Raw genomic sequence first — 15,880 nt, 5'->3', positions numbered from 1 at the left:
CCGGAATGATGAAAAAACTTTTAGCGCTAGCCCTTGTTGCGCCGTTGCTTGTCTCGTGTTCGTCAAAAAAAGGCGAAGATTACAACGAAGCCTGGATCAAGGACACCAACGGTTTTGACATTTTGATGGGGCAGTTTGCCCACAACATCGAGAACATATGGGGATTTAACGAAGTTCTTATTGCCGGACCCAAGGACTACGTTAAGTACACCGACGCCTATTTGACCCGTAGCCACATCAACTTTGATGAGGGTACGATCACGATTGAGACCATTGCAGGCACTGACCCTGCAGCGCGCTTACGTCAGGCCATTATCAAAACCCTGCTGATGGGTGACGATCCGGGATCTATCGATCTCTACTCCGATGCCGACGATATTACGATCTCGAAAGAGCCGTTCCTGTACGGCCAGGTTGTCGATCAGACCGGCCAGCCGATCCGCTGGGAAGGTCGCGCCACGAAATTTGCCGACTACCTGCTGCAGACGCGCCTGAAAAGCCGCTCTAACGGTCTGAAGATTATCTACAGCGTCACCATCAACCTCGTCCCGAACCACCTCGACAAGCGTGCGCATAAGTACATTGGGATGGTGCGTCAGGCCTCACGTAAGTACGGCGTGGATGAGTCGCTGATCCTGGCGATTATGCAGACCGAATCCTCGTTTAACCCGTATGCGGTAAGCCGTTCCGACGCCCTGGGGCTGATGCAGGTGGTGCAGCACAGCGCCGGGAAAGACGTCTTCCGCGCGCAGGGGAAATCCGGCACGCCGAGCCGCAGCTATCTGTTCGACCCGCAGAGCAACATTGATACCGGTACCGCCTATCTGGCGATGCTGAACAATGTGTATCTGGGCGGAATTGATAACCCAACGTCGCGCCGCTATGCGGTGATCACCGCCTATAACGGCGGCGCGGGCAGCGTGCTGCGCGTCTTCTCGAATGACAAAGTGCAGGCTGCGAACATCATCAACAGCATGGCGCCGGGGGATGTTTACTCCACCCTCACCACCCGCCACCCTTCTGCGGAATCCCGCCGGTACCTGTATAAGGTGAATACCGCGCAGAAAAACTATCGTCGTCGGTGATCGGCACACCTTCTCCTTGCAGGAGAAGGTGTTCTGCTTCCCCCCACCCATACGAAAATGTTATTTGCATCACAATCCAAACTGCAAATTAATGTGGATTGCATTTTTTTGCGGGAGGTAACAAAACATATCGTTGCCAACTGATAGAATTGCATCAAATAACAACCCTGAATGTTCCTATAACAACATATCTCCCGCTCACTTGTGAGGAAAGTAACATGAACCTTAAGCTGCAGCTTAAAATATTGTCGTTTCTGCAGTTCTGCCTGTGGGGTAGCTGGCTGACTACACTCGGCTCCTATATGTTTGTGACGCTCAAGTTCGATGGTGCGTCAATCGGTGCCGTATACAGCTCGCTCGGTATTGCGGCGGTCTTCATGCCGACGCTGCTGGGGATCGTGGCGGATAAATGGCTAAGCGCCAAGTGGCTGTACATGCTTTGCCATCTGGTGGGCGCGGGGACGCTGTTTATGGCGGCTCAGGTGACCACGCCGGGGGCAATGTTCATGGTGATCCTGCTTAACTCGCTGGCCTATATGCCAACGCTTGGGCTGATCAACACCATCTCCTACTACCGTCTGAAATCCGCGGATATGGATATCGTGACCGATTTCCCGCCAATCCGTATCTGGGGCACCATCGGCTTTATCATGGCGATGTGGGGCGTGAGCTTCGCGGGCTTCGAACTGAGCCATATGCAGCTCTATATCGGTGCGGCGCTCTCCGTGCTGCTGGCGATCTTCACCCTGACGCTGCCAACCATTCCGGTGTCTAACCAGCAGAAAAACCAGAGCTGGAGCACCATGCTCGGCCTGGATGCCTTCGCGCTGTTCAAAAACAAACGCATGGCGATCTTCTTTATCTTCTCCATGCTGCTGGGCGCGGAGCTGCAGATCACCAACATGTTCGGCAACACCTTCCTGCACAGCTTCGATAACAACCCGCTGTTCTCCGGCAGCTTTATCGTTGAACATGCGTCGGTGATGATGTCCATCTCTCAGATCTCTGAGACGCTGTTCATCCTGACCATTCCGTTCTTCCTGAGCCGCTACGGCATCAAGAACGTCATGCTGATCAGTATCGCGGCGTGGATGTTGCGCTTCGGTCTGTTCGCCTACGGCGACCCAAGCCCGTTCGGCACCGTGCTGCTGGTGCTGTCGATGATTGTTTACGGCTGCGCCTTCGACTTCTTCAACATCTCCGGTTCGGTGTTTGTGGAAAAAGAAGTGAAGCCTGAAATCCGCGCCAGTGCGCAGGGTATGTTCCTGATGATGACCAACGGCTTCGGCTGTATTCTGGGCGGCGTGGTGAGCGGTAAAGTGGTTGAGATGTACACCACCAACGGCATCACCAACTGGCAGCCGGTGTGGCTGATCTTCGCGGCGTACTCGCTGGTGCTGTTCTTCGCGTTCATCGCGCTGTTCAAGTACAAGCACGTGCGTGAACCACACGGTGCGCAGCCGATCGCGCATTGATTGTTGTGCCCGGTGCCGCTAACGCTTACCGGGCCTACAAAACCAGACCGTAGGCCGGGTAAGGCGAAGCCGCCACCCGGCTATTTTATTCCAGACAGCACCCACCCCACCGACAGTAAATCCGCGCTGCCGCCCGGGCTCAGGTTAAGTTCAATCAGTGCGTTATCCATTCTGATCAACGCCTCGCGGTCCCAGCCGTTAGCCAGCAGTTCCCGCGCGTAGCCCTGAACGTAGCGCAGCCCTTCCATGCCGCCGCGAGATACCAGATTGCTGTCCTGATTGACGGCCATCAGGCGTAACAGCAGGCCGTGAAGTGAATGTCCATTCCACTGCGCCAGCGCCTTACGCACCGTCGCAAAGCCGCTCTCCGCCTCACCGCGCGCGCCGGTTAAGCCGTACTGCTGGAACTGTCGCTCGCCCGCCGTCGCCTGTCCGCTGCGTGCGGCCAGCTCCCGCGATACCAGCCCGCTGCAGATGTTACTCACCTCACAACAGAGGCTCTCTGCGGAGATATTTTTCACACGCCCGGCGGCGAAGCACAGTAAACCCAGGGCAAAAATCCCGCCTTTGTGGGTGTTCACCCCGTTCGTCGCGGCATACATCGCCTGCTCGCAGGCCATCCCCATCGGGCGGATAATCCTTAACTGTTCGGCAGCAGGTTTATCCGCATGCGCGCTGCCCAGCTCGGCAAAGCGCGAAAACCATGGCGTAATCGCCGCAATGCTGCGGACAAACAGCGCGTGGTCCATATCGCGATGGGAACCGTTGTTGAGCTTATCCACCAGCCCCGGCTTGGGCGTGAGATCCAGCTCCTGCCACAGCGCCGCTTCGGCAAACGCAGGCACGTCAGCCGGGCGCGGTTTAGTCGCGAGCAAACCAGTCATCGATCGTCTTCTCCACGCGGGAAACCACCTGCTCAACGGGGTGGTTGCGCGAACGGGAACAGGCGTGGGCGGGCGCGTCGCAGATCAGGCAGCGCCTGAGATTCGCCCCCAGCGACTGACGCCCGACGTGGCCATGCTGAGGGCAGATCACGTCCAGATCCCACAGCCTGCCGAGCGGGTGCGTCTGCTCCAGATCCGTACAGTGCGCTTTGATTTCCACCGCCGGATGGGCCACGCACCAGAGGGCTTCAGGTCCCGTCGGGAGCCACAGTACCTGGCGATCCAGCACCTGCCAGCGGTTCTCCCACAGGAGCTGGTCGCACATCTGCAGCGCCACGCCCATGGTATTGCGATAGCGCAGGCTGTCCTTGATTTCCCCAGGCGTGACCAGCGTGAGGGAAATCACCGGTTGTTGATAGTGCTCAAGCATGTCAGCCTGGCGCGCTGCGCGGCGCTCTTTCGCCGCCAGCAGTTCGTCAAGGCTGACACCCGCCCGCACGGGTGTCGCTAAAGTCATACTTCCTCCTTCACCTGTCGCACGGTGTCGATCACCCTGCCGTCGCGGTAGCGGATCACCCCGACGATTTTGTCGGTAAACTCAATCGGTTTCGGGACGCCGGTCAGGGAGATCGCCCGCTCATACAGCGCGTTGATATCCACAACCTTTAGCCCGGCTTCCAGCAGCCGCTCGCGGATCTCCGGGCGCGCCGGGTTGACCGCGATGCCGTGATCGGTAACCAGCACGTCGATGCTTTCGCCCGGCGTGAGGCGCGTGGTAACCCGCTTCACCACCGTCGGAATGCGGCTACGCAGCAGCGGCGCAACGACGATGGTCAGGTTCGCCGCGGCGGCCACGTCGCAGTGCCCGCCGGACGCGCCGCGCATCACGCCGTCGGATCCGGTGATGACGTTGACGTTGAACTCGACGTCGATTTCCAGCGCGCTGAGGATCACCACGTCGAGCTGGTCGCAGCTTGCCGCCTTGCTGCCTGGGTTAGCGTAAACGTTGGTGGAGATCTCCACGTGGTTCGGGTTACGCGCCAGCGAGGCCGCCGCCTGGCCGTCAAAGCACTGGGTATCGAGCAGCTTTTCGATGAGCCCCTTCTCGTGCAGATCCACCAGGCTGCCGGTGATGCCGCCGAGCGCAAAGCGCGCCTTCACGCCGCTGCGCTCCATCTTCTCTTCCATAAAGCGGGTGCAGGCCGTGGCCGCCGCGCCGGAGCCGGTCTGCATCGAGAAGCCTGGTTTGAAGTAGCCGGAGTGTTCAATGACGTCCGCCGCATAGCGGGCGATCATCAGCTCGCGCGGGTTGCTGGTGACGCGCGCCGCGCCGACGCTGATTTTCGCCGGGTCGCCCACGCTTTCAACCTGCACAATGTAGTCCACCTGGTCCTGCACCAGGCTGGCGGGCATATTGGGGAACGGCACCAGCTCTTCAGTCAGCAGCACCACCTTGCGGGCAAAGTGGGCGTCCACCATCGCATAGCCCAGGGAACCGCAGCACGATTTGCCGTGCGTGCCGTTGGCGTTGCCAAACTCATCGCTGCACGGCACGCCGAGAAACGCCACGTCGATATTCAGCTCGCCGTCCTGGAGCAGCTTCACGCGCCCGCCGTGGGAGTGAATTTGCACCGGCTCGTCCATCAACCCGTGGGAGATGGCGTCCGCCAGCCTGCCGCGCATGCCGGAGGTGTAAATCCGGGTGATGACGCCGCTTTCGATATGCTCGATCAGCGCATCGTTGCAGGTCATCAGCGAGCTGGAGGCAAGCGTCAGGTTTTTGAAGCCCATCCGCGCCAGCAGCGCCACGACGGTGTTGATCACCCGGTCGCCTTCGCGAAACGCATGGTGGAAGGAGATAGTCATCCCGTCCTGCAGGCCGCAGCGCTTAACCGCCTCTTCAACAGAGGCGCAGAGCTTACGGCTGTGCTTCGCATCGCTGTCCGCCAGCCACGGCGTGGCGCTGTGGGCGGTATCGAAGGGTTTTAAGTCCCGCAGATGGGGAAAATTCACGTGAAGAAGTTCAGTCTGATTCATCATCTCATCCTTACCGACGCACGCCGGAGGCTGCCGCGCGCTCCAGCACCACCTGCGCGTGGTTAATAATCGGTGCATCCACCATTTTGCCGTTGAGCGACACCACGCCCAGGCCGTTACGCTCGCCCTCTTCTGCCGCCTCAATCACCCTTCTGGCGTAATCCACCTCTTCCTGCGTCGGGGCGTAGGCGTTGTGCAGCAGGTCAATCTGACGCGGGTTGATCAGCGATTTGCCGTTGAAGCCCATCTTGCGGATCAGATCGACCTCGCGCAGGAAACCGGCCTCGTCGTTAACGTCTGACCACACCACGTCGAAGGCGTCGATACCGGCAGCGCGGGCGGCGTGCAGCACGGCGCAGCGGGCGTAGAACAGCTCGGTGCCGTCGCCGCGCTCGGTCTGCATGTCCATCACGTAGTCAAAGGCGGCCAGCGCGATGCCGATGAGGCGCGGAGAGCTGCGGGCAATCGCCACGGCGTTGATGACGCCAATGGCCGACTCAATCGCCGCCATCACGCGGGTGGAGCCGACCTCGCGGCCGCACTCGCGCTCGATACGCTCAAGGTGGCCCTCCAGCTCGTAGATGTCGTCCGGCGTGTCGGTTTTCGGCAGGCGGATCACGTCCACGCCGGCCCGCACGGCGGCCTCCAGATCCAACAGGCCAAACGGCGTGCTGAGCGGGTTAATGCGCACCACGGTTTCGATATCCTGATACATCGGGTGCTGCAGCGCGTGAAACACCAGCATGCGCGCGGTATCCTTCTCGCGCAGGGCAACGGCGTCCTCAAGGTCAAACATGATGGAGTCGGGACGGTAGATAAAGGCGGTGGAGAGCATGGCGGCGTTGGCGCCCGGCAGGAACAGCATACTGCGGCGGAGTTTGCTCATTTCAGCGCCCCCCAGTTGATGGTCTGTTCGTCGGCGGCACGCATCAGCGCGCTTTGCAGGCGGGCGCGGATCACACAGTCCAGCGCCCCTTTGTCTTCAATAATGATTAATCCCTGGTGCACGTTCATGGCGCGCAACGTGTCGTTGACCACCTGGCGAATCTGCTCGCCAAACTGCTTAATCACTTCGCTGTGGATGACGATCTCCAGCTCGCCGTGAGCGGGAGCGATTTTCACCATCAGGTCGCTGGACTCCTGCGTTCCGGCCAGCGCCTCCCTTACAATTTTCATGATAAATTCCTGGTAGTTAAGCGACTTCCGCACTCGCACGGTAATGCGTTTCGAGATGCGCGAAGGTGGAGTCCGGGACAATCTCCCGGATCCGGGAAAACTGCTGTGTCTTCAGTAATCGGCGCACTTCGGACGCCGATATGGCGTCGCCGGTGGCCTTGATGCGCGGCATCTCCACCACCTCGATATGCGAGGCCAGCAGGTCGTGCAGCGTCTGGTTGTACTGGCGGGTGATATCGCAGAACGGCTCCGAGCCGATGAAGCGGTGCGTGATGCCGAGCGCCGGGGCGATAAAGTCCCGGAAGATCAGCACGTCGATCTCGCTCCACGCCTGCTGCACTTTGCCGGTCTCCTTCAGGAAGTAGGCCGGAAACGTGGCACGAGATATGATGTACTGTGAGCCTTCATGCACCACGACGTTGGGCAGATGCGCCACGCCCGCGCGCACCATCTCGAGGCGCGCGCTGAACGGGAAGAACGACGCGTCTTCGCGCACCACGAACAGGTGCAGGGCGTCGCACTGCGCCGCCGCCTGCTCCACCAGATGGCGGTGGCCGAGGGTGAACGGATTGGCGTTCATCACGATGGCGCCAATCTTCTCCCCGCACCTGCGGTTCGCGCGCAGAGAGCGGCAGTAGCGCTCGATCCCCTGCGGGGTGTTCTCCATCAGCACGGCGTTGTTCCCGCTCTGGGCAATCGGCCAGAAGCCGCTGCGGGCAAAACGCTCCCGGTTGCACGGACGGGTGCAGAGGAAGAGGTGAAAATGGCCGCGCTCCAGCGCCGCATGTTCCACCTCTGCCAGCAGCCGCGCGCTGAGGTTCTCGCCGCGAAGCTGCTCGTTAACCGCCACGCACTTGATGACGTTGGCGGCAAGCCCTGCGCAACCCACCAGCTGCGAGCCGGACCAGGCTTCGACGAACAGCGTGATGTCGTTGTCCAGGCCAAGGCCGCTGTCTGCCAGCAGATAACGGATCTGACTTAAGCGTTCCGGATGTTTCGCCACCAGCGTGTGGCGAAAATCGATGGGTTGACTGTTCATGCCGCCTTACTCAGTGTGCCGCCGCAAGCCCGACGGCTGGCGCTTCCACGATCACGTTGCTCAGATGACCGATATGCTCGATCTCCACCTCAATGCGATCGCCCTCTTTCATAAACAGCGGCGGGTTACGCTTTTTACCCACCCCGCCTGGGGATCCGGTAATGATCACATCGCCAGGACTTAAGCGGGTGAAGGTGCTGATGTACTCGATCAGCTCCGCAACCTTGTGGATCATGCTGCTGGTGTTGTCTTCCTGCACCATGCGGCCGTTCAGCCAGGTGCGAATCGCCAGTTGGTGCGGATCGGGGATCTCATCCGCCGTCGCCATCCACGGACCAAACGCGCCGGTCTGACGCCAGTTTTTACCGGCGGTGAACCAGGTGTGCTGCCAGTCGCGGGCGGAGCCGTCCATGTAGCAGCTGTAGCCCGCCACGTGGCGCAGGGCGTCGTCGCGGCTGATGTTCTCCCCGCCTTTACCGATGATCACCGCCAGTTCGCCTTCGTAGTCGAATTCGCTGGAGTGGCGCGGCTTCAGCACTGGCTCGTTGTGGCCGGTCTGTGAATCCGGGAAGCGGACAAACAGCGTCGGGGCCGGGTTGTGCTGGTCAAACTCCTTGCGCTTGTCGGCGTAGTTCATGCCCACGCAGAGGATTTTTTCCGGCTGCTCAATCACCGGTAAGAAGGTGATGGCGCTCATCGGCACGTCCACGGCATCGTTCAGGTAGCGGGTGGCCTGCGCCAGCCCGTTGCCCTGCAGCAGCGCCTTGAGGTCGCTGTAGCGGTCGCCCAGACGGCGGCCTAAATCAATCACGCCGTCGGCCTGCACGATGCCGTAGCTGCGTTTTCCCTGGTATAAAAAGCTTGCGAGTTTCATTGTTCTTTCCTGAAAACTTAAACGAGGAAGTTGCCCAGAATCAGCAGTGAGATGGAGACGTTAATCGCCCCGCCGATACGGGTAGCAATCTGGGCGAACGGCATCAGGCTCATGCGGTTGCCTGCGGTCAGGATCGCCACGTCGCCGGTACCGCCCTGGCCGCTCTGGCAGCAGGAGACGATGGCGACATCAATCGGGTGCATGCCAATCTTTTTGCCGACGAAGAACCCGGTCGCCACCAGCGCGGAGACGGTGCTGATAATCACCAGCAGGTTGGTCAGCGTGAAGGCGGCCACCAGTTCATGCCATGGGGTGATGGCCACGCCAACGGCAAAGAGAATCGGGTAGGTCACAGAGGTCTGGAAGAATTTGTACACCACCTGAGAGCCTTCCAGCAGGCGCGGAGAGGCGCCGTTGCAGAGCTTCACCAGCACCGCCATAAACAGCATGCCGACCGGCGCAGGCAGGCCAATCAGCTTGTGGCCGAGCATGCCCAGCATGTAGAGCAGCACCGCCAGCAGCGCGCCGGAGGCGATCGTGGTCACGTCCGCTTTGCCGGAGAACGCAGGCTGAGAGACGGTGGCATCGGCATTAGCGCGGTTAGGCATCAGCTGGCCTTCACCGGTCAGATGCGGGTAGCGTTTACCAAGCTGGTTCAGGCAGCCGGAGATGATGATCGCCGTCAGACCGCCGAGCATGACCATCGGCAGCACGCGACCGAGCGCCACGCCCTGATCCATATGCAGCAGGGTGGCATAGCCGATGGAAAGCGGGATCGCCCCTTCCCCAACGCCGCCCGCCATGATTGGCAGGATGATAAAGAAGAAGATCTGGAATGGCTCAAGACCCAGCGCCAGGCCGACGCCCATCCCCACCAGCATGCCGACGATTTCGCCGCACAGCATCGGGAAGAAGATGCGCAGGAAGCCCTGAATCAGCACCGTGCGGTTCATGCTCATGATGCTGCCGACAATAATGCAGCAGATATAGAGGTAGAGGATGTTGGTGGATTTGTAGAACTTGGTGGTGGACTCGACCACCACGTCCGGCAGCAGGCCATAATAGACCAGCGCGGAAGGGATAAAGGTGGCGCAAATCGCCGCCGCGCCGAGCTTGCCGACAATCGGCAGGCGTTTACCAAACTCACCGCAGGCAAAGCCGAAGAAGGCCAGCGTCGCCACCATCACCACGATATCGCTCGGCAGTTTTCCGCCCAGGCAATCAATGGCGATCAGCGCGCCCGCCAGAACGAACAGCGGCAGAGGAATAATCCCGATTTTCCAGGTATCCATAATATGCCACCAGCGCTCTTTAAGCGAAGGCCGCTGAATTTCAATCGGGTCGTGGGTAACAGAGAAAGAATCGTCAGTTGTGCTCATAATAAGCCCCTTGGTTATTTTGTGCGTTCAGCTTAGAGTCACAAAGGCTTACTTTATGTGAGGAATGACATATTAAAAGCGAAGTTTTAATGGCAGCTATGGTTTTAATGGTTTCTTTTATTTAATGTGATTTATGCCTTATTTATTGTCGTGGTTTTTATGGTTTCTTTTCTGAATTGAACAAACAAATAACATTTATTCGTGCAGCCAGAGGCCACCCGTCTTTGGGATGATGCTTTTACAACGCCCGCTGTGCAAGGGATCACAAGTTTTCGGCAAAGCGGGCGCCCGCGTGAAAAAAGATGATATATTGGCGATCTTTGTCGCTACCTTGCGTGATAGTTATGAAAGTCTCTTTCCAGATCAAGCTGTTTATTTCGCTGGTTGCCTTTTTCTCAGTGCTTTTTGCGTTACTGGGCGGATATTATTATGCCGATGTCGGGAAACAGCTTTATCAGGAAATGAGCACGCGCGCCAAAATACAGGCTGAAGAGATTGCGCTTATTCCAACATTGCGACATGAAGTTGAACAGAAGAATATCATCGCCATCCATGATTTTATGCAGAAGATTTCTGCGCACAGTGACGCCAGCTTTATTGTGATTGGCGATAATAAGGGCCAGCATCTTTTTCACTCCGTCTTCGCCGACAGAGTGGGCACAACCCTGGTAGGCGGTGACAACGACGCCGTATTGCAGGGTAAAAGCACCACCACCATTCGCAAAGGCGGGTTGGGTATTTCGCTGCGCAGTAAGGCCCCCATTTTCAACGCTGCCGGACAGGTGGTCGGCATTGTTTCTGTCGGCTATCTCACCAGCTACCTGGACACCATTACCGTCAGTAAGGTGGTCAATATCCTGATTGCCGCCGTGCTGCTGCTGATCGCTCTCTTTATCTTCTCCTGGTTCTTTACCCGCAGCATCAAGAAGCAGATCTTCTCTCTTGAGCCGCGAGAAATCGGGCTGCTGGTGCGCCAGCAGAAGGCGATGATGGAGTCTATTTATGAAGGGGTGATTGCCATTGACGATCGGCGGCGGATTGAAGTGATCAACCAGGCGGCGCGCAAGCTGCTGGGTCTGAGCCAGCCGGCCCGGGAGCTGCGCGGGCAGCTGATAAGCCAGGTTATCGATCCGGTCCCGTTCTTCGACACGCAGACGATGCTGGCGAAAGATACCCATGACGAGATTTGCCGCTTTAACGATCTCACGGTGATTGCCAGCCGAGTGCACATCATGCTTGAGGGGTCGCTGCAGGGGTGGGTGATCACCTTCCGCGATCGCAACGAAATCGACTCGCTGAGCGCCCAGCTCAGCCAGGTAAAACGCTATGTCGATAACCTGCGTATTATGCGCCATGAGCAGTTAAACCGAATGACCACGCTCTCCGGCCTGCTGCATATGGGCCGCTATGAGGAAGCCATTGGCTACATTCAGGCGCAGTCGGAGCATGCCCAGGAGCTGCTGGACTTTATCTCTTCGCGCTTCAGCTCCCCGACCCTGTGTGGCCTGCTGCTGGGCAAAGCCGCCCGCGCGCGGGAGAAAGGCGTCGAACTGAGTTTCGACCCGGCATGTCGGCTGGACAGGCCGTTCCTGCCGTTAGGGGAGCAAGAGCTGATTTCGATTATTGGCAACCTGCTGGATAACGCCATCGAAGCGACGCAGCGGTCGCCGCTTCCCCATGCGCCGGTAGAAGTGCTGATAAAACTCAGCGACCAGGAGCTGATTATTGAAGTGGCCGACCAGGGCGTTGGCATTACACCGGGGATCCGTGACCGGATCTTTGAACGCGGCATCACCACCAAAACACGCGGCGATCATGGGATTGGCCTGTATCTGATCGAAAGCTATGTCACACAGGCTGGCGGCGCGATAGAAGTTGCCGATAATACCCCGCGCGGCGCCATTTTCTCCTTGTTTATCCCGGCCACGGGAACCGCCCGGCAACTGGAAGACACCGACTATGCAACATGAACTTATCGACGTACTGATTGTTGAAGACGAGAACGAGCTGGCGCAACTGCACGCGGAGCTGATAAGCAAACATCCGCGACTGAGGCTGGTGGGCATTGCCTCGTCGCTGGCTGCGGCTCAGGCAGAACTTGCAAACAAACAGCCGCAGCTGGTGCTGCTGGATAACTATCTGCCGGACGGCAAAGGGATCTCGTTGATCAATAACCCCATGCTGGCCCGCGCCAACTGCTCGGTGATTTTTATTACCGCCGCCAGCGATATGGACACCTGCAGCCAGGCGATTCGCAACGGCGCGTTCGACTACATCCTCAAACCCGTCTCCTGGAAGCGGCTCAGCCAGTCGCTGGAGCGGTTTGTGCAGTTTGCCGAACAGCAGCGGGTCTGGAAGATTGTCGACCAGCAGAACGTGGATTCGCTGTATCAGCTACAGGCGAAAAACTACCGCCTGGACAACGGCAGCAAGGGCATTGAGGAAAATACGCTGGCGCGGGTGCAGTCGCTGTTTAACGACAAGGCAACGCACTGCTTTACCGTGGATGAAGTGGTGAGCGAAACGGGATTAAGCAAAACCACCACCCGGCGCTATCTGGAACACTGCGTGGAGGCGGGTTTTCTGACGGTGGAGATGCTGTACGGCAAGATTGGGCATCCGAGGAGGATGTACAAGCGTAGTGCGGTTTGATGAAAGGTTCCCTCTCCCTGTGGGAGAGGGTTAGGGTGAGGGCAGCAGCCTGCACTATCTCAACACATACCCATACAGCCGCTTGATCCCGTCGGCATCCTTCTCGCTGTAAACCCCCTGCAGCTCCGGCGAGAAGCCCGGCAGCAGGTTGATCCCCTCCTCCAGCGCCAGGAAGTAACGCTGTACCGCCCCGCCCCAGACTTCACCCGGCACCACGCACAGCACGCCCGGCGGATAGGGCAGCGCCCCTTCGGCAGCAATCCGTCCTTCGGCATCCCGTATGCGAACCAGCTCCACCTCTCCGCGAATATACGCCTGATTGGCATCCTGTGGGTTCATCACCACCTCCGGCAGGCTCTCCTTGCGGAACATCGCCTTCTGCAGATCCTTGACGTCAAAGCTGACGTAGAGATCGTGCATCTCCTGGCACAGCTGGCGAAGGGTGTAATCCCGGTAGCGCACCGGGTATTTCTGGAAGATCGTCGGCAGCACGTCCGCCAGCGGCGTGTCGTCTTCAATATGCTGTTCAAACTGGCCCAGCATCGCCACCAGCTGCGCCAGCTTCTCGCTGCTTTCGGCAGGCGTCAGCAGGAACAGGATCGAGTTGAGGTCGCATTTCTCCGGCACGATGCCGTTTTCACGCAGGTAGTGCGCCAGAATCGTTGCCGGGATCCCGAAATCGGTGTACTCCCCCGTCTCGGCATCGATGCCCGGCGTGGTCAGCAGCAGCTTGCACGGGTCGACAAAGTACTGCTCGCTTGCATAGCCCTCAAACCCGTGCCATTTGGCCCCCGGCTCGAAGCTGAAGAAGCGCAGCTCGCTGGCGATGGCGTGCGTCGGATGATCCTGCCACGGCCGCCCCGCCACCACCGGTGGGATAAACGGTTTGATCATATGGCAGTTGGCGATGATCGCCTTGCGCGCCTCAATGCCCAGCTCGACGCACTCCGCCCACAGCCTGCGTCCGCTCTCCCCTTCATGTATTTTCGCGTTGACATCCAGTGCCGCAAACAGCGGGTAAAACGGGCTGGTGGAGGCATGCAGCATAAAAGCGTTGTTCAGCCGCTTGTGCGGGCAGAAACGCGCCTGACCACGAATGTGGTTATCCTTTTTATGGATCTGCGAGGTTTGCGAGAATCCGGCCTGTTGTTTGTGCACCGACTGGGTCACGAAAATCCCCGGATCGTTCTCGTTCAGCTCCAGCAACAGCGGGGATGTTTCCGCCATCATCGGAATAAATTGCTCGTAGCCCACCCAGGCGGAGTCAAAGAGGATGTAGTCGCACAGATGGCCGATCTTGTCGATCACCTGACGGGCGTTGTAGATCGTCCCGTCGTAGGTGCCTAGCTGAATGATCGCCAGGCGGAACGGACGCGCCTCGTCGGCCTTCTCCGGCGCCGTCTCGCGGATCAGATCCCGCAGATACGCGTCATCAAAGCAGTGGTCGTCAATCCCGCCAATAAAGCCAAACGGGTTACGCGCGGCCTCAAGGTAAACCGGCGTGGCACCCGCCTGGATCAGCGCTCCGTGGTGGTTAGATTTATGGTTGTTGCGGTCAAACAGCACCAGATCGCCGCGGGTGAGCAGCGCGTTAGTTACCACCTTGTTGGCCGCCGACGTCCCGTTCAGCACGAAGTACGTTTTATCCGCGTTGAACACTTTAGCCGCGAATTTTTGCGCATGCTTGGCGGACCCTTCGTGGATCAGCAGATCGCCCAGCTTCACGTCGGCATTGCACATGTCGGCGCGAAATACGTTCTCACCGAAGAAATCATAGAACTGCCGCCCTGCCGGGTGTTTTTTGAAAAAGGCGCCGTGCTGGTGGCCCGGACAGGCGAAAGTGCTGTTGCCCATCTCCACATACTGACTCAGGGTGTCGAAAAAGGGCGGCAGCAGGTTCTCTTCGTAACGGCTGGCAGCAGTTTCCAGCTCCAGAAACTCCTGAGCTTTACCCGAGATGACCGCGGTGGCGCCATCGGGCACCTCCGTTGGCTCCTGCGAGAAAATAAACACCGGTAAATGAAAGCCCGTGCGTTTCAGCAATGCAAGGATGCCGCTGCGACTCTCTGTCGTCGTCATGACGACGGCTGCCACATCGGTGAAATCCGTGCTGTCCAGCGTCACCTTTTCGCGGTGCGTAGACACAGTTGAGAGCAGCTCGCGGCTGACGGCGATTTTCATGGTTTTCATAAGCGCAATTACCCTCACCGAACGGTGAGACAGGGAGGAGAAAATTCGCGCAATAATGTCACCTTTTATTTTGAGGTGCAAGAAGGAATCAGTATGCACGAAACCACCCAAAGCTAAGGCCCGCGCAGCGCTGACGTGCCATAATAATGCAATATCAATGATTAAATAACAGGAGTTAAGCGTGGTTATCGGGCCATTTATCAACGCAGGAGCCGTATTGCTGGGCGGGGTACTCGGCGCAGTGCTAAGCCAGCGGCTGCCGGAGCGTATTCGCACCTCCATGCCCTCAATATTCGGCCTGGCATCGTTAGGGATCGGTATTCTGTTGGTGGTCAAATGCGCCAACCTGCCGGTGATGGTGTTGGCCACCCTGCTCGGCGCGCTGATTGGCGAGTTTTGCTATCTTGAAAAAGGCATTAACAGCGCGGTGAGCAAAGCCAAAAACCTGATAGCCCGACCGGGCAAGGCGAAACACGGCACGCACGAGACGTTTATTCAGAACTATGTCGCCATCATTATTCTGTTTTGCGCCAGCGGCACCGGGATTTTCGGTTCGATGCAGGAAGGGATGACGGGCGACCCGAGCATTTTGATTGCAAAAGCGTTTCTTGATTTCTTCACCGCCACTATTTTTGCCACCACGCTCGGCATTGCCGTGGCGGCGATTTGCTTCCCGATGCTGCTTATCCAGCTGGCACTGGCTACCTGCGCCACGTTAATTCTCCCGCTCACTACGCCGGCGATGATGGCAGACTTTACCGCCGTCGGCGGCCTGTTGCTGCTGGCTACCGGGCTGCGCATCTGTGGGATCAAGATGTTTGCCGTGGTGAACATGCTGCCCGCACTGCTGCTCGCCATGCCGCTCTCCGCGCTCTGGACGCACTTTTTCGCTTAAGGATGCGGCGAAATGGTGAGAGATTGCGCAGTCCGTAACGAAAACAACATTTTTCGTTGACGCCACCGGGCAGATCGGGTTTAATGCGCCCCGTTGCCCGGATAGCTCAGTCGGTAGAGCAGGGGATTGAAAATCCCCGTGTCCTTGGTTCGATTCCGAGTCCGGGCACCACTATTTAAAGAACCCAGCCTATG

14 protein-coding genes and 1 tRNA gene are annotated in these 15,880 nt (G+C 58.5%); 6 read left to right on the top strand and 9 right to left on the bottom strand.

Translation table 11 applies throughout. From position 1 onward, the window contains the following. Positions 1 to 8 precede the first annotated feature (8 nt). Both mltC and AC0TOY_RS16990 read left to right on the top strand, forming a co-directional pair. Positions 9 to 1,085, top strand: a complete 1,077-nt coding sequence (gene mltC, locus AC0TOY_RS16995) for a membrane-bound lytic murein transglycosylase MltC (RefSeq protein ID WP_024906549.1) — start codon at positions 9 to 11, stop codon at positions 1,083 to 1,085. A 218-nt stretch (positions 1,086 to 1,303) separates the two neighbouring features. Further along, the gene (locus AC0TOY_RS16990; protein WP_008499767.1) at positions 1,304 to 2,560 is read left to right on the top strand and encodes a nucleoside permease; all 1,257 of its coding nucleotides are present in this window, start codon (positions 1,304 to 1,306) and stop codon (positions 2,558 to 2,560) included. Between the two features lie 80 nt (positions 2,561 to 2,640). Here AC0TOY_RS16990 and citG read toward each other — a convergent pair whose 3' ends face one another. Genes citG through AC0TOY_RS16950 form a run of 8 tightly spaced genes read right to left on the bottom strand, consistent with a single transcriptional unit; the run spans position 2,641 to position 9,949 of the window. Next, a complete protein-coding gene (gene citG / locus AC0TOY_RS16985) occupies positions 2,641 to 3,444 on the bottom strand; it encodes a triphosphoribosyl-dephospho-CoA synthase CitG (RefSeq protein ID WP_473722241.1) in 804 nt (267 codons plus the stop codon). Then, on the bottom strand, positions 3,422 to 3,961 hold the full coding sequence (gene citX / locus AC0TOY_RS16980; RefSeq protein WP_024906547.1) for a citrate lyase holo-[acyl-carrier protein] synthase: 540 nt from the start codon (positions 3,959 to 3,961) through the stop codon (positions 3,422 to 3,424). Before citX ends, citG begins: the two co-directional genes overlap by 23 nt. Beyond that, complete coding sequence (gene citF, locus AC0TOY_RS16975; RefSeq protein ID WP_248272498.1) at positions 3,958 to 5,481, bottom strand: citrate lyase subunit alpha; 1,524 nt, start codon at positions 5,479 to 5,481, stop codon at positions 3,958 to 3,960. The genes citX and citF overlap by 4 nt, the downstream gene beginning before the upstream one ends. 10 nt (positions 5,482 to 5,491) lie before the next feature. Next, positions 5,492 to 6,367, bottom strand: a complete 876-nt coding sequence (gene citE / locus AC0TOY_RS16970) for a citrate (pro-3S)-lyase subunit beta (RefSeq protein ID WP_473722240.1) — start codon at positions 6,365 to 6,367, stop codon at positions 5,492 to 5,494. Further along, a complete protein-coding gene (citD, locus tag AC0TOY_RS16965) occupies positions 6,364 to 6,657 on the bottom strand; it encodes a citrate lyase acyl carrier protein (RefSeq protein WP_090418625.1) in 294 nt (97 codons plus the stop codon). The genes citE and citD overlap by 4 nt, the downstream gene beginning before the upstream one ends. A gap of 16 nt (positions 6,658 to 6,673) precedes the next feature. Next, the gene (citC, locus tag AC0TOY_RS16960) at positions 6,674 to 7,696 is read right to left on the bottom strand and encodes a [citrate (pro-3S)-lyase] ligase (RefSeq protein WP_473722239.1); all 1,023 of its coding nucleotides are present in this window, start codon (positions 7,694 to 7,696) and stop codon (positions 6,674 to 6,676) included. A gap of 10 nt (positions 7,697 to 7,706) precedes the next feature. Further along, the gene (locus tag AC0TOY_RS16955; protein WP_045134818.1) at positions 7,707 to 8,570 is read right to left on the bottom strand and encodes a fumarylacetoacetate hydrolase family protein; all 864 of its coding nucleotides are present in this window, start codon (positions 8,568 to 8,570) and stop codon (positions 7,707 to 7,709) included. 17 nt (positions 8,571 to 8,587) lie between these two features. Then, complete coding sequence (locus AC0TOY_RS16950) at positions 8,588 to 9,949, bottom strand: 2-hydroxycarboxylate transporter family protein (RefSeq protein ID WP_021242090.1); 1,362 nt, start codon at positions 9,947 to 9,949, stop codon at positions 8,588 to 8,590. Positions 9,950 to 10,293: 344 nt separating this feature from the next. Here AC0TOY_RS16950 and AC0TOY_RS16945 point away from each other — a divergent pair, with 344 nt between their 5' ends. Further along, positions 10,294 to 11,919, top strand: a complete 1,626-nt coding sequence (locus tag AC0TOY_RS16945; RefSeq protein ID WP_473722238.1) for an ATP-binding protein — start codon at positions 10,294 to 10,296, stop codon at positions 11,917 to 11,919. Further along, entirely contained in the window at positions 11,909 to 12,601 is a 693-nt protein-coding gene (locus AC0TOY_RS16940; protein WP_090418633.1) for a response regulator, read from the top strand. Before AC0TOY_RS16945 ends, AC0TOY_RS16940 begins: the two co-directional genes overlap by 11 nt. A 54-nt stretch (positions 12,602 to 12,655) precedes the next feature. Here the strand turns inward: AC0TOY_RS16940 and AC0TOY_RS16935 are convergent, their stop codons facing one another. Beyond that, positions 12,656 to 14,791 carry an ornithine decarboxylase gene (locus AC0TOY_RS16935; RefSeq protein WP_473722237.1) on the bottom strand — a complete coding sequence of 712 codons (2,136 nt, stop codon included), beginning with the start codon at positions 14,789 to 14,791 and terminating at the stop codon, positions 12,656 to 12,658. Between the two features lie 181 nt (positions 14,792 to 14,972). Between AC0TOY_RS16935 and AC0TOY_RS16930 the strand changes: the two genes are divergently transcribed. Both AC0TOY_RS16930 and AC0TOY_RS16925 read left to right on the top strand, forming a co-directional pair. After that, on the top strand, positions 14,973 to 15,686 hold the full coding sequence (locus tag AC0TOY_RS16930; RefSeq protein ID WP_262789972.1) for a DUF554 domain-containing protein: 714 nt from the start codon (positions 14,973 to 14,975) through the stop codon (positions 15,684 to 15,686). Between the two features lie 95 nt (positions 15,687 to 15,781). Then, positions 15,782 to 15,857: transfer RNA gene (locus AC0TOY_RS16925), tRNA-Phe, on the top strand. The last annotated feature ends 23 nt before the right edge of the window (positions 15,858 to 15,880 follow it).

The sequence above is a fragment of the Enterobacter sp. PL_is379 genome (assembly GCF_055817355.1).
The sequence above is the reverse complement of the archived record's forward strand: the minus strand, read 5'-3'. Positions and strand labels throughout refer to the sequence as shown.